15 protein-coding genes are annotated in these 13,630 nt (G+C 49.2%); 14 read left to right on the forward strand and 1 reads right to left on the reverse strand.

Annotated features, from left to right (window positions below; all coding sequences use genetic code 11):
• From PHG53_02285 to PHG53_02350, 14 genes are all read left to right on the forward strand, one after another.
• Positions 1-690 carry a 50S ribosomal protein L25 gene (locus PHG53_02285; protein ID MDD5380453.1) on the forward strand — a complete coding sequence of 230 codons (690 nt, stop codon included), beginning with the start codon at positions 1-3 and terminating at the stop codon, positions 688-690.
• A 21-nt stretch (positions 691-711) separates the two neighbouring features.
• The gene (gene pth, locus PHG53_02290) at positions 712-1,287 is read left to right on the forward strand and encodes an aminoacyl-tRNA hydrolase (GenBank protein MDD5380454.1); all 576 of its coding nucleotides are present in this window, start codon (positions 712-714) and stop codon (positions 1,285-1,287) included.
• A 48-nt stretch (positions 1,288-1,335) separates the two neighbouring features.
• The gene (gene rpsF / locus PHG53_02295; GenBank protein ID MDD5380455.1) at positions 1,336-1,815 is read left to right on the forward strand and encodes a 30S ribosomal protein S6; all 480 of its coding nucleotides are present in this window, start codon (positions 1,336-1,338) and stop codon (positions 1,813-1,815) included.
• Positions 1,816-1,842: 27 nt separating this feature from the next.
• Complete coding sequence (ssb, locus tag PHG53_02300) at positions 1,843-2,277, forward strand: single-stranded DNA-binding protein (GenBank protein ID MDD5380456.1); 435 nt, start codon at positions 1,843-1,845, stop codon at positions 2,275-2,277.
• Between the two features lie 80 nt (positions 2,278-2,357).
• Positions 2,358-2,579 (forward strand): 30S ribosomal protein S18, encoded by a 222-nt coding sequence (gene rpsR, locus PHG53_02305; GenBank protein MDD5380457.1) that lies wholly within the window; start codon positions 2,358-2,360, stop codon positions 2,577-2,579.
• Positions 2,580-2,689: 110 nt separating this feature from the next.
• A complete protein-coding gene (rplI, locus tag PHG53_02310) occupies positions 2,690-3,259 on the forward strand; it encodes a 50S ribosomal protein L9 (protein ID MDD5380458.1) in 570 nt (189 codons plus the stop codon).
• Positions 3,243-4,718 (forward strand): replicative DNA helicase, encoded by a 1,476-nt coding sequence (gene dnaB, locus PHG53_02315; GenBank protein ID MDD5380459.1) that lies wholly within the window; start codon positions 3,243-3,245, stop codon positions 4,716-4,718. The genes rplI and dnaB overlap by 17 nt, the downstream gene beginning before the upstream one ends.
• A 50-nt stretch (positions 4,719-4,768) precedes the next feature.
• Positions 4,769-7,099: a POTRA domain-containing protein gene (locus tag PHG53_02320; GenBank protein MDD5380460.1), complete on the forward strand. Its 2,331-nt coding sequence runs from the start codon at positions 4,769-4,771 to the stop codon at positions 7,097-7,099.
• Positions 7,100-7,141: 42 nt separating this feature from the next.
• Positions 7,142-7,936, forward strand: a complete 795-nt coding sequence (locus tag PHG53_02325) for an OmpH family outer membrane protein (protein ID MDD5380461.1) — start codon at positions 7,142-7,144, stop codon at positions 7,934-7,936.
• A 60-nt stretch (positions 7,937-7,996) separates the two neighbouring features.
• Entirely contained in the window at positions 7,997-9,037 is a 1,041-nt protein-coding gene (gene lpxD, locus PHG53_02330) for a UDP-3-O-(3-hydroxymyristoyl)glucosamine N-acyltransferase (protein ID MDD5380462.1), read from the forward strand.
• The gene (lpxC, locus tag PHG53_02335; GenBank protein MDD5380463.1) at positions 9,009-10,319 is read left to right on the forward strand and encodes a UDP-3-O-acyl-N-acetylglucosamine deacetylase; all 1,311 of its coding nucleotides are present in this window, start codon (positions 9,009-9,011) and stop codon (positions 10,317-10,319) included. The genes lpxD and lpxC overlap by 29 nt, the downstream gene beginning before the upstream one ends.
• Before the next feature lie 55 nt (positions 10,320-10,374).
• Positions 10,375-11,181 carry an acyl-ACP--UDP-N-acetylglucosamine O-acyltransferase gene (lpxA, locus tag PHG53_02340; GenBank protein MDD5380464.1) on the forward strand — a complete coding sequence of 269 codons (807 nt, stop codon included), beginning with the start codon at positions 10,375-10,377 and terminating at the stop codon, positions 11,179-11,181.
• 37 nt (positions 11,182-11,218) lie between these two features.
• The gene (locus PHG53_02345; protein ID MDD5380465.1) at positions 11,219-12,235 is read left to right on the forward strand and encodes a Gfo/Idh/MocA family oxidoreductase; all 1,017 of its coding nucleotides are present in this window, start codon (positions 11,219-11,221) and stop codon (positions 12,233-12,235) included.
• Between the two features lie 146 nt (positions 12,236-12,381).
• Complete coding sequence (locus PHG53_02350; GenBank protein ID MDD5380466.1) at positions 12,382-12,894, forward strand: peptidylprolyl isomerase; 513 nt, start codon at positions 12,382-12,384, stop codon at positions 12,892-12,894.
• A 38-nt stretch (positions 12,895-12,932) separates the two neighbouring features.
• On the opposite strand, the gene nfi is transcribed toward PHG53_02350, so the two are convergent.
• Complete coding sequence (gene nfi / locus PHG53_02355; GenBank protein MDD5380467.1) at positions 12,933-13,607, reverse strand: deoxyribonuclease V; 675 nt, start codon at positions 13,605-13,607, stop codon at positions 12,933-12,935.
• Positions 13,608-13,630 lie beyond the last annotated feature (23 nt).

Consider the following 13,630-nt stretch of genomic DNA (forward strand, 5'->3'; position numbering starts at 1 on the left):
ATGGAAAAAAGTTTGTTGTTAAAGGCAGAAATTCGAGAACAGACCGGCTCAGGTCAGGCGGCGAAAGTACGTAAGGGCGGGCGGATACCTGCAATTGTGTACGGGCATAAGGAAGAGCCGATAGCTATTTCGCTTGATGCGCATAGTCTGGTAGAAGGGCTGCATCACGGACACCGGCTGATGGACGTGCAAATCGGCGAAAAGCAGGAGAAGATGCTTGTAAAGGAGCTGCAATACGACCATCTCGGAAGGAATATTATTCATGTGGACCTGATGAGGGTCGATGTAACCGAGACAATCAAGGTGGCAGTTCCTGTTGAGCTTAAGGGCATAGCTAAAGGCGCGCATGAGGGAGGCGTTGTTCAGCTACATACAAACCGTCTGGAAGTCGAGTGTAAAGTAACAGATATTCCTGAGGTTATTGTTATTAACGTGAAAGATGTAGGTGTTGGTGACACGCTGCATGCCAGCGACATAGAGCTTCCGAGCGGTGTCAAGCTGGAAAGCGTGCCGACAACGCTGCTGGTTACCTGCAGCGTGATTGCCGCTGCCAAGAGCACTGAAGAACTCGAGGCGGAAATGCCGGCTGCTCCAGAAGTCATCGGTGAGGTCAAAGAAGAAGAGGCAGAGGGAGAGGAAGCAGAAGAGAAGCCGGAAAAGAAATCAGAAAAGAAGGAAGAGACCAAATAGCGTCATTGGCGCCGAGAATAGATGGAAGTGCCTGAGATTAAAATGGTCGTTGGCCTGGGTAATCCGGGTAAAGAGTATGTTGGTACGCGGCACAATATCGGCTTTAGGGTAATAGATTCTCTGGCAGAGGCGCTAAAGATAGAGGTAAAAAAGAAAAGATTCAGTGCCTGCTTAGGAACAGGAGAATTTGCGGGCAAGAAAATGATGTTAGTAAAGCCGATGCGGTTTATGAATTGCAGCGGCCAGGTTGTCGCAACAGCGACGGGTTTTTATAAGCTCAAATTGAGCGATTTGCTTGTGATAACCGACGATATGGCGTTACCGGCAGGCAGGATCCGGGTAAGGATGAAAGGCTCGGCCGGCGGCCACAATGGTTTAGCTGACGTAATAGAAAAGCTCGGCACGGAGAATGTAAACCGATTACGAGTAGGTATCGGCCAAAGTGAAGAGGAAGACGCTCATGATTATGTTCTCGGTAAACCAAAAGCGGCAGATAGGCCGCTGCTGGATGAAGCGATTATCAAGGCGCGGGACGCCGTGCTTTGCTGGATTGAATATGGAATAAGAGCGACAATGAATAAGTTTAATCCGCCATAAGCCTGCTATGTCAGGCACTACTGAAGCGGGAAACAGGAGGTATTTGTTTTGGATACTGTTATTGAGAACGAGAAAGAGACCCCAACAGCAAAGGGGAAACCCAAATTGTACGAGGCGATGTTTCTTATCGATTCGGGCGAAGCGGCCACAGATTGGGACGGGATTAATGCGACCATCAAAAACATACTGGAAAAGGCAGGCGCCGAGATTGTTTCGATGCGAAAATGGGACGAACGGAAGCTCGCCTACACAATCAACGGCAAAGGCAAAGGGACGTACATCCTTTGTTACTTCAAAGCCGAGGGCGGCAAGCTGCAGGGCATCGAGAGGGACATTCAGCTCTCGGAACGGATTATGCGCGCTTTGATTCTGTGTGCCGAGGATAGACCAGTCGAAGAAATTGACAAAGTCGCTACTTCCCAAACAGCCGGCGAAACTGAAACCCCAAAACCTACAGATGAAAAACAGGGGAAGGAAGACGAGGAGCAAGAGCAGCCGAAAGCAGAAGATTCGGAACAGGCGAACTGAAATATCAATTATAAATGGGAGCCTAAAATGGCCAATTTCAATAAGGTTTTACTGATGGGTAATCTGACCCGCGACCCGCAGCTGTCTTACACTCCGAGCCAGACGGCGGTGGTTGATTTCGGTCTGGCGGTGAACCGGAAATGGAAAGGTCAGGACGGCGAAAACAAGGAAGAAACATGTTTCGTGGACTGCCGGGCATTCGGCCGAACGGCTGAGAACATAAACAAATACCTGACCAAAGGCAGACCTCTGTTTGTTGAAGGCAGGCTGACCTTCGACAGCTGGACGGCCCAGGACGGCACGAAGCGGAGCAAGCACCGCATTACAGTGGAAAACTTTCAATTTCTGGGCGCCCCCGGCGGGCAGGCAGGCGCAAACAGACCCGGGCAGGAAGTGAGCGAGAAAAGCCCCGAGGCGGGAGAAGGCGGCAATAGTACGGGGATAGATGATATACCGTTTTAATCTTGAGAAAAGAAAGGCAAATAGACAGGTAACAAATGGCAACACCAATAACAAAGAGAACAGACAATAATGAAGGAAAAATGCGTCATGCGGGTGTCCGGGAGCAGACACAATGCCGCTTTTGCAGAAGAGGCGAAAAATACGTTGATTATAAGGACATCGGGACTCTGGAAAGACTCCTGACCCATCGCGGCAAGATATATTCACGCAAGCGCAGCGGCAATTGCGCCGGCTGTCAAAGAAAAGTTAACACGGCAATTAAACGCGCCAGGTATATGGCACTATTGCCGTATAGTATTTAGCGGCGTAAGCTATCCCGGCGACAGCAGCTAATCCGCTGTCTGCCGCAGGTGCTGAGAAAGCCGTTAGAAGTTTTATATAACGATGAATAATGTAATTAAGGAGCGCTACGGTGCAAAAAAAAGAAAATTCCAATAAGGCAAGCACTTCTGACGCAGTGAAGGTTTTGCTTTGTGAGGATGTTAAAGATCTCGGCTGGTTCGGAGATGTTGTTGAAGTCAGTACGGGGTATGCGAGGAACTATCTGCTGCCGCAGAGGCTGGCTACTGTGCCAACCAAGGGGAATTTGCGTTCTCTGGCAAAAGAAACAGCCAAGCGGTCAGAACAAAGGAAGCTCGAAAGAAAGCGTCTTGAAGAAGTATCGGCGGCGGTTGAAGGGGCAGAAGCCGTTGTCGCCGCCAAGGCGAACGAGCAAGGAGTCCTGTTCGGTTCAATCGGAGCCGGGGAGATAGCAGAAAACCTTCGCGCACAGGGCTTTAAGATTACCGACGAGATGGTTCGTTTAACTGAACATATAAAGCAGGTTGGAACACACAAAGTAACGCTTAAATTCGATAAGGATTTAACGGCCACCGTTAACGTTACTATTGTCGCAGAATCGGCCGAGGGTGAAACGGCTCCGCCCGCAGGCGAAGCGAACAAGCCGCAGGATGAAAATAAGCCAGATGGCCAAAGCGAGTAAAGAAAAAGCCGTTACCGGCAAGAAAAGCACGATAGTCAATCTCCGTGCATCAAATACCGGTACGGAGTCAGCCGGCGGACTTAAGCACGGGGTGGACGCCCGCAGTATGCCGGAATCATTGGCGGCAGAGGCGGCGGTATTAGGCTCGATGATAATCGACCCTGTGTGTATCAGCGATGTCGTCGAGCATCTAAAGACAGAGGCCTTTTATCGAATCGAGCATCAAATGATATTTGACGCTTTGATTTCGCTTTACGAGAAAAACAGAGGCGATGCTATCGATGCGGTTCTGCTTCGCGATGAACTCGAGAAGCGCAGGCAGTTAGAAGATGTCGGCGGGGTAGAATATCTTGCGAAGGTTATGGACTCTGCGCCGTCGTCGGCCAATGCGATGTATTACGCCGGTATTGTCAAAGACAAGCAGTTGCTGCGGGAGCTTATTGCGGCAGCCGGTGAGATTTTGAATGATGCGTACAGCGGAAACGGCGAACCCAACGAGAAACTCGACGAGGCGGAGCGAAAGATTTTTTCCGTTACTGATAAAAATATAAGCGGCTCCGCCACCGGATTGAAGGATTTGGTTGCCCGTGCCTACGAGCTTATAGAGAAGCGCAAGGACAACCAAGTCACGGGTTTGGCGACCGGCTACTACGCTCTCGACGAGATGACCTGCGGTTTGCAGGAAGGAGAGATGATCATCATTGCCGGCAGACCGAGTATGGGAAAAACGAGCCTGGCACTAAATATTGCCGAGCATATCGGCGTGATAGAGAAGATGCCTGTTGCGATATTTTCATTAGAGACAGGCAAACAACAATTAGCCGAGAGATTTTTGTGCAGCAAGAGCGGAATTGATGCACAAAGAGTCAGGAAAGGTATGCTCGATACCGAACATTACGAGGGACTGGTCAAAGCGTGCGGCGAGTTAAGCGAGGCACCGATTTATATTGACGATACCTCATCGCTGACGCCGCTGGAACTTCGGGCAAAAGCGAGGAGATTGAAAAGTCAGCGCGGTATTCGATGCATCATGGTGGACTATCTGCAACTGATGCATTTGGGAACAAACAGGGTCGAATCGCGTCAGCAGGAAATCACGACGATTTCAAGATATATGAAGGCCCTGGCGAGAGAGTTGAGTGTTCCCGTTGTGATGCTGAGCCAGCTGAATCGTTCACCTGAGGGGCGGGAAGGCCATCGACCGAGGATGAGCGATTTACGTGAGAGCGGCAGTATCGAGCAGGATGCCGACGTTGTGATGCTGCTGCACCGTGAGGATTATTATCATCGCGGTGAAAAGGACTACGAGGACGATAACAAGGCAGAGCTGATAATAGCCAAGCAGCGTAACGGCCCGACAGGAAACGTCGAGCTGGTATTCAGGGAAAGATTTACCAAGTTTGAAAATGCCTCTTATGCGTCTGTTGAAGGTGAAACCAGGGAAGGCGCGCCGTTTTAAGAATTGATTTCCGCCTGGGGCGGATAAGATTGAAAGGAAGCATGGAAGCAATGAAAAAGTCTTATTACCCACTACTTACCATTTGCTGTTTGCTATTGCTCACCCCATCGTTATTGCTTTCGCAAGAAAACACCGAAGCGCCTTCGGCTGATAATAAGATGCTAATCAGCAGCATCAGCGCAACAGGCAATGTCAGCATTAACAGTGATGAGATTTTGTCGAAGGTCCGCAGCAGAGTGGGCCGGCAGTTTGACGCTGCTATCGCTGCTGAGGACGCCAAGCGTATAGCTGAATTGGCCGGCGTCGAATACAGCTATTATAACACCGCCGTTGTCGAAGGGAAAATCAAGCTGGCTTTCATTGTTATCGAGAGGAATATCGTCAGGTCGATTGTTTTTAATGGCAACCGCAAATATAAGGCCGGGACGCTGCGGGGCAAACTGGGCTTTAAGAAAGCCGATTACCTCGAACCAGTTATGGCCGAAGCTGGAAGAGCAACCATTGCTGAATTTTACCGGAAAAAAGGCTTTGCTTTTGCCCAGGTGAGCTTAGATGCCGAAAAGCTGTCCGTGGGAAATGTGATTTATACGATTGATGAAGGGCCAAGGGTCAAGATGGCAGCGGTGAGGTTCAGCGGCAATAATGCCCTGAAGACCAAGTCACTTAAAAAGGTCATAAAGACGAAGAAAACGAAATGGGTTTTTTTGTCGAGTTATTACACCGAAGAAAAAGTGTCTAAAGACGTTACAAAGCTGCAAAACATCTATTACAACAGGGGTTTTTTAGATGTCAGCATAACAGCAGGACGGGAATTCACCGAAGATAAGAGCAAAGTCCGTATCACTTTCGCAATTAGTGAGGGACATGCCTATGCTGTTGAGAACATTGCTCTCGCAGGAAATAAGAACTTCGATACAGAGCATTTGCTGTCAGGGCTGAAATTAAAACAGGGGCAAATCTATAATAAGCGTAAAGCCGATTCGGACGTTGACCAACTGCTTAAGCTCCACCGTGAAGAGGGCTTTATCGATGCGAAGGTTGAGCAGAGTATCAAGTTTATTTCCGAAGATAAAGTCGATGTTGAATTTGGCATAACAGAGGGAGAACGTTTTCGAATCGGGCGGATTAGTATAACCGGCAACGAACAAATACAAGACAAGGCCGTGCGGCAGGTGCTGAATGAATACGATTTCCTGCCTGGGCGGTGGTATAACGCCGATATAGCTCACGGGGACGGCAGCGGCGAACTGGAAAAAGAAGTGCGAAGAATGGTAGTGGCGGAATCAGCAACTATTACGCCGCGGGGAGAGACGGCCGGCCAGAAGGATGCAGATGTGAGCATTATCGAAGGCCAGACCGGTATGGTGATGCTGGGTGCAGGAGTAACGAGTGACAGCGGTGCCGTAGGCCAGGTGATTATTGAGCAGCGGAATTTCGACATCAGCGACCGCCCGGAGAGCTTTAGTGAGTTTATCACGGGAAAGGCTTTCAGGGGCGCGGGGCAAAGTATGAGAATTGCTCTACAGCCCGGGACAGAAGTCAGTGAATATTCGATTAATTTCACCGAGCCGTACTTTATGAACAAGCCTATCTCTCTTGATGTGGCCGGCTCGAGTTGGGAGAGATCGAGAGAAAGCTATGACGAAAACAGGCTGAAAGGATATGTGGGTTTCGACAAGCGATATAAAAACCACTGGCACAGGAGCCTCGGCATCAGGATGGAAAATGTTAACATTAACGACGTCGATTCTGATGCCCCAAGTGAAATCACTTCTGTTAAAGGAGATAACGTTCTTATGGGAGCCAGACTTGGCGTCGGAAGAAACCTCACCGACGACAGGTTTAATCCAACCAAGGGCTATAATTTTGAATTTGGTTACGAACAAGTTGCCGGCGACCACACTTTTGGAATATTGAGCGGCGTTTACAGACGGTATCAAGTGCTCTCTGAGGATTTGGCTGAGCGGAAGACCGTTCTGGCAACTAAACTGCTTGCGGCGAGCGTGATAGGCGACGCACCGCCTTTTGAGAAATTTTATGGCGGCGGCACGGGCACTTACGGTATCAGGGGTTTTGAATACCGAGGTGTAAGCACCAGAGGAGGCGTCGACAAGGACCCGATAGGCAGTGACTGGATAGTTCTGGCTAATGCTGAGGCAACGGTGCCTTTGGCGAGCGACACATTTTCGATATTGTTTTTCGTTGACAGCGGAATGATCGATACCGGCGGTTACCGTGCAGCGGTGGGGACAGGTATCCAAATATTAATACCTCAGTGGTTTGGACCTGTTCCGATGAGATTAGAGATTGCTGCGCCGTTGATGAAAGATGGTGATGACGAGACGCAGGTTTTCAGTTTTTCTGTAGGCAGACTGTTCTAAACATTCAACAAACAATCAAAGAAGTATAGAAAGGTTCAAGTTATGAAAAATAAGACTATTGTTTTAACAGCACTGATTTGCGTGGTAGTTTTGGCGATAGTCGTCTACAAGCACAGCATCTCCCAAATGGACGCTCAGCAAATACAGGAAATCACCGCCAAACAGGAGAGTGTTCTCCTTGATCTGGAAAAGCTCAACAAGGAAATGGAAAGCTTAAAAGCTGTAAGCACTCTTAAGCCGGGCGATGAGGATTACGCTAAAAATATGCGGGAAATGGCGGAAAAACTAGCTGAGCTTCAGACTAAAGAAGAACCCCCCCCGGCTGAAGTAAAACAATCCGGGGAAGGACTGAAGATTGCGGTTGTCAGCATTCGGAAAATCTTTCAGGATTGCAAGAAAAGCGTTGGCTACAGGGAAGAGGCCGCCGCCGAACAGAATAAAATTATTGCGGAGCTTGAGAAGCTTTCCGGGGAAATCGACGCTGAAAAAGCAGGGCTAAAAACATTAAAAGAAGGCAGCAGCGATTATATGACACGCGCAAAGGGGTTGTTCGAAAAACAGGCCAGCTATCAGGCCCGACAGGAATTCTACAAGCAGCAACTGGAACTGAAAGATAAAATGTGGACGAAGGAACTTTACCAGGACATTTTACGAACAGCCGGTGAGATTGCGAAAGAAAAGAGGCTGGACCTGGTGCTTAGAGAGGATGAAGTCGATTTTTCCGAGACAAATGCCAACGAACTCGGACTGGCCCTGAGGATGCAGAAGCTGCTGTATAGCGGCGGCTGTCTGGATATAACCGATGAAATAACAGCACGGCTGGATGCGGAAAAATAGTTCCGCCTGCGGCGGATAAAAGAGTTCCCCTTCGCTCTGGCTATGGTGGATAAATTTGGGATGAAATTGACGGTTGCACAATTGGCTGAACGGATTGGCGCAGAGTTAGTCGGCGACGGTTCAAGACAGATAATCGCCGTCGGTACGGTAGAATCGGCCGGCGAGAGTGATGTTACTTTTATCACGAACGACAAGCACATACCTCAACTTAAAAAGTCGCATGCAGGAGCGGTCATTGCCGGCAAGAATATTGAGGGGCTGGTTATGTCGCAATTGATAGTTAAAAACGTCGATGCGGCCCTGATAGAGACGTTGAAAATTTTTGCGCCAAAGCTGAAAGTCGCGGCCGAAGGAATTGACCCAACGGCGAAGGTCGGACAAAATGTAAAAATCGGCAAGGGTGTTTCCGTCGGGGCTGGCGCAGTAATTGACGACGGAGCCGCAATCGGCGACAACAGCGTAATCGCCAGCGGGTGCAAGATAGGTGAGAATTCGAAAATCGGCAAAAATTGCCGTCTCGACAGCAACGTCATTATTTATCACAACTGCACAATCGGCAATAATGTGATTATTCAGGCCAACAGCACCATCGGCTCAACTGGTTTTGGGTACTTATTTGTCGACGGCAGTCATAAACTTGTTCCGCACAACGGCGGAGTGGTGATAGAAGACTTTGTCGAGATAGGAGCTGCCTGCTGCGTTGACAGGGCGAAGTTCGGAAACACCATAATCGGAGCCGGGACAAAGATGGACAACCTCGTGCAAATCGCACATAACGTAGTAATCGGCAAATGCTGTCTGGTAGCGGCTCAGGTAGGTATCTCAGGCAGCTGCAGAATCGGCGACGGCGTTGTGTTAGCCGGGCAGGTGGGACTGGTGGATAATATAGAGATAGGAAACGGTACTATGATTGGCGCTCAGGCCGGCGTTATGAGCGGCACCGAAGCCGGCGCAAGATTGCTCGGTTCGCCGGCAATGGACCTTAGAGCTGCATTGAAGGTATTCGGTTTGATGAAGCGTTTGCCTGAAATGGCTGAGTCGCTTAAGCAACTGTGTAAAAAGGTAGAAAGACTTGAAACTTCAGAAGACGATAAAAAGTGAAGCAAGGGTATCCGGCAAAGGAATGTTTGGCGGTAAGGAGGCGAAAGTTGTCTTTCGTCCCGCCCCTGCCGATGCCGGAGTGGTTTTCGTGCGGACCGATGTTGCCGAGCCTGTGCGGATCAGCGCCATTGTTACAAATGTTGCTGAGCGAGGCCGGCGCACGTCATTAAAAAAAGGTCCTGTGAGCATAGAGACAGTTGAGCATTGTCTGGCTGCAGTCAGCGCCCTGGAGATAGATAATCTGGTTGTAGAAGTTGAAGGCCCGGAGCTACCAGCCCCAGACTGCAGCAGCGCCGAGTATTTCAATATACTCAAGAGGGCAGGGTTGGTTGAGCAGCCGGAGAACCGCAAAGAACTCGTCATTAGTGAACCGATCAGTATTACCTCCGGTGATGCCTCGATATACGCCCTGCCATACGCAGATGACGGTTTAAATATTACCTACGACCTCGATTACAGCGGCCATACCGGTATAGGCAGGCAGATTTTCAGCTGCCGGGTGATGCCGGAGAGTTTTGAAAAGCATCTGGCTCCGGCCCGAACTTTTTTGTTAGAAGCAGAGGCGCAGCAATTTCAAGCTCGTGGGGTAGGAGCACATCTTAGCCCCCGTGACATTCTGGTTGTCAGCTCAGACGGCCCGATTAAGAACAGTTTCAGATTTCCGAACGAGTGCGCCAGGCATAAAATCGTCGATTTGATCGGCGACCTTGCGCTGACCGGCCGGGCTGTTAAGGGAAGAGTGGTAGCCTATAAGAGCGGACATTCGTTAAACCAGCAGCTCGCAAGAAAGCTATATGAGGCAGCCGAGCAGCAAGACCGCATGGCAAAGTTCGGAACGGACGCCCTTCTGGACATTCGGCAGATTGCCAAGATTTTGCCGCACAGATACCCATTTTTGCTGGTAGACAAGGTGATCGAAATCGAAGGCGATACGCGAATAAAGGGGATAAAGAACGTAAGCTTCAATGAGCATTTTTTCCAGGGCCACTTTCCGGGCACACCTATTATGCCCGGCGTTCTTATCGTAGAGGCGATGGCGCAAATGTCCGGGCTGCTGTTCGCACAAAAACTGGAACACGCCGGCAAGCTGGCGATGCTTTTCAGTATGGATGATGTAAAATTGCGCAAGGCAGTTGTCCCCGGCGACCAGCTTATTCTTATCGCTGAGACAGTCAGAACAAGAAAAAGAACGGCGCAGTGCAAATGCAAGGCAATGGTAGGAAAAACGGTAGTTGCTGAAGCGCAAATAAAGTTTATGCTTGTAGATGAAGAGAAAATGTAAAAAATCTTGACCATAGCGATAGGCGGCGGGTAGCGAACAGAAGTGAGATAAGAAAATGATTCAAGTACATCCAAGTGCCGTAGTCAGCAAAGAGGCCCGGCTGGCTGATGGTGTTGTGATTGGGCCAAACTGTGTTATCGACAGCGGAGTCTCAATCGGCACCGGCACAGTGCTCGACGCTAACGTCGTTATCGGCAAGAACGTCGAGATCGGCCGGGGCAATCACTTTTATCCCAATTGCACGATAGGCGGCAGGCCGCAAATGCTGAATCTGAAGGCAGACAGCGAGATTGGAAAAATTGTCATAGGTGATAACAATACCATCCGGGAACAGGTAACTATTCATCCGAGTATTTACGCGGGCAAGTTTACGAAAGTAGGAAATGATAATCTCCTTATGATTGGAGTGCACATCGGACACGACTGCTTCCTCGAAGATAAGATTGTTCTCAGTAACTATGTGCAGATAAGCGGGCATTGCAAGATAGAAACGGGAGTCTGGCTCAGCGGCGTGGTTCTGGTGCATCAATTTATAACTATCGGCAAGTGGTGTTATGCTGCCGGGATGGCGGGGATCAATAAGGACGTTCCGCCATTTCTTATTGTCAGCGGTCATTATCCGCCGAAGGTCCGCGGCGTTAACAAGCGCGGGCTGGCCAGGGCCGGCCTGAACGAGCAGCAGCAGCAGAAAATAATGGAAGCCTATAGGAAGCTTTACCGCAAGAGCAGAACGCTGCTTGAGAATGCAAAAGCGATGGAGAAAGAGGACGGACTGGATGAGAACGTTCGGGCAATGCTTGAGTCGATAATCAGGAGCAGCGAGCAGCGGTTCGGCAGACACCTCGAGAAGTTTAGACATTGAAAAATCGCATCTGGTGAAGCGAGAAACAGGATACAAAATGCAAGATATAAAAATACGAACCGCTGTCATCGGCGCAGGCAAAATGGGGGAGATACATGCGAAGGTATACGACAGTCTCCCGCAAAGCGATTTAATGGCTGTAGTTGATACGGATACCGATAAAGCCAAAAAGCTCGCCAGAAAATACAAATGCTCTACGTTTACAGACATCTCTGGATTACTGGGTAAAGTTGATGCGGTGACGATAGCAACGCCGACAACCGCGCACTATGAGCTGGCAAAGCTTTTTATCGAAAACGGCGTGGCGGTGATGATTGAGAAGCCGCTGGCGTCTGATACAAGTCAAGGCTTGGAGATTGTGGAGCTTGCAAGAAGCCGGGGCGTTGTCGCCGCCGTCGGCCATTCCGAGCGGTGCAACCCCGTTGTTCAGGCGATGAAACGGCTTGAGATTTCGCCGAGGTTTATCGAATCCACACGAATTAGTCCGTACCCATTCCGCTCGACCGATATTGGTGTTGTGCTGGATGTAATGATTCACGACATCGATATTATTTTGTCTTTGGCGGCGAGTAAGGTGGAGAAGGTCGAAGCCGTCGGCATAGGCGTTATCGACCCGGACAAAGAGGACATCTGCAACGCGAGAATAGTTTTTGAAAACGGCTGTATCGCTAACGTCACCGCATCCCGGCTCGCGCTTAAAACCGAGCGAAAAGTTCGGGTCTTCAGCAGGCAGGCGTATCTGAGCCTGGATTATTTCGGGAAAACCGGCACAATTATAAAGGCCGATACAGACAACATCGAGCTGATAAATAAAATCCGCAAGATCAAACACGGCGGGATGTTTGATTTGCTGAAAACCGACTGGACGAAGCTGGTTCATTACGAGAAACTGCAGATAGACGACAAAGAGCCGCTGCGTCTCGAGCTGGAATCCTTCTTAAAGGCGGTGGCTGATAAGGGTTCAAGACCGGAAGTCAGCGTCGAAGAGGGCTTGGCGGCGCTTCAATGCGCCGAGATGATTCTCGATTCTATTAAAAAACACAAGTGGGATTAAAAACGTTCTTAATCATTACGGATAATTTATGACTTTTAAACTTTTTATTTTTGGAGGATTATTTTATGGTTCGCAGGATTTTGTTTATTTTGCTGCCGGTGATATTTTTAAATACCATTACCGCAAAAACTGAGGAGCCCAAGCAAATGGACGCAAAACTAAAGAAGGTAAAACTGGAAACAACCATGGGCGATATCGTCATCGAGCTTAATGAAAAGGCTGCACCGGTTACGGTCAAGAACTTCCTGGCATATACAGGGGAAGGTTTCTATGATGGAACGATATTTCACAGGGTAATACCGGGCTTTATGATACAGGGCGGCGGATTTACGTCTGATATGGTACAAAAGAAACCGCATGAGCCTATTGTCAACGAGGCCAGTAACGGGCTGAAAAATGACCGCGGCACTATCGCAATGGCACGAACAAATAATCCGAACAGCGCCACCTGCCAGTTCTTTATTAATCACAAAGACAACCCAAGCCTGAACTATGCCGGCGCCAACAATCCGGGGTACGCCGTATTTGGAAAAGTGGTCGAAGGCATGGAAACAGTGGATAAAATAGCGGCAGTCAAAACGACGCGAAAAGGCCCGCACGCTGATGTTCCTGTCGAGCCGGTAGTGATAAAATCAGCGAAAGTCGTTTCCGAAAAATAAAAACGAACAGTCTGTCTGAAGCACAGAACTTAATTCAGCTAAGTTTTCAGCTTTAGCATACTAACAAACTGATGCGCCAGGCGGGTTGGTTCGGGAATGCGGTATCTGGTCGTGCAATTGAGGATGATTTCAATCGCGTTTCTCAGCGAGCATTTGTTGCCTACAGAGACAAAGACCGGCTTGACATTTGTGCGTGTTCTAACGACTGCGCCGATAGTTTCCCGACCATCTTTAAGCAGACTGAAAGAACCCTTTTCAGGAGAAGGTTCCTCAAAGCTTCCGGTTAATCTACTTTTTGCACAGCCAACGGTTGGCTTATCGAAAAACAGACCCAGATGGCAGGCCAGTCCGAATCGGCGAGGGTGAGCAATACCCTGACCATCAATAATAAAAGCATCCGGCTGATGTTTTAATTTTTTGACAGCGGCGATACAGGCGGGCGCTTCACGGAAGGAAAGCAGGCCCGGAATGTAAGGAAAAGTAAGTTTCTGCACTGCGCCTGCCGTTTCAATTAGTTCAAAATCAGGCAACTTCAAAAGGACTACGCACGCAAAGATTTTTTTCTTATCCCCGCTAAAGGCACAATCAATGCCGGCAATGGTTTTCGGCTGTTTTCTCAATTCAATCCGCTGCACCTTCCCGCTCAAGCTTTTCTGTAAAGCTATTGCCTGTGGATAGGACAGATTCCAGTTATGTAAACTTTTTATCTTCATATTTGCTATGGCTTTACGCTTGC

It is taken from the genome of Phycisphaerae bacterium (assembly GCA_028714855.1).
In the GTDB taxonomy this organism is placed as follows: Bacteria; Planctomycetota; Phycisphaerae; order Sedimentisphaerales; family Anaerobacaceae; genus CAIYOL01.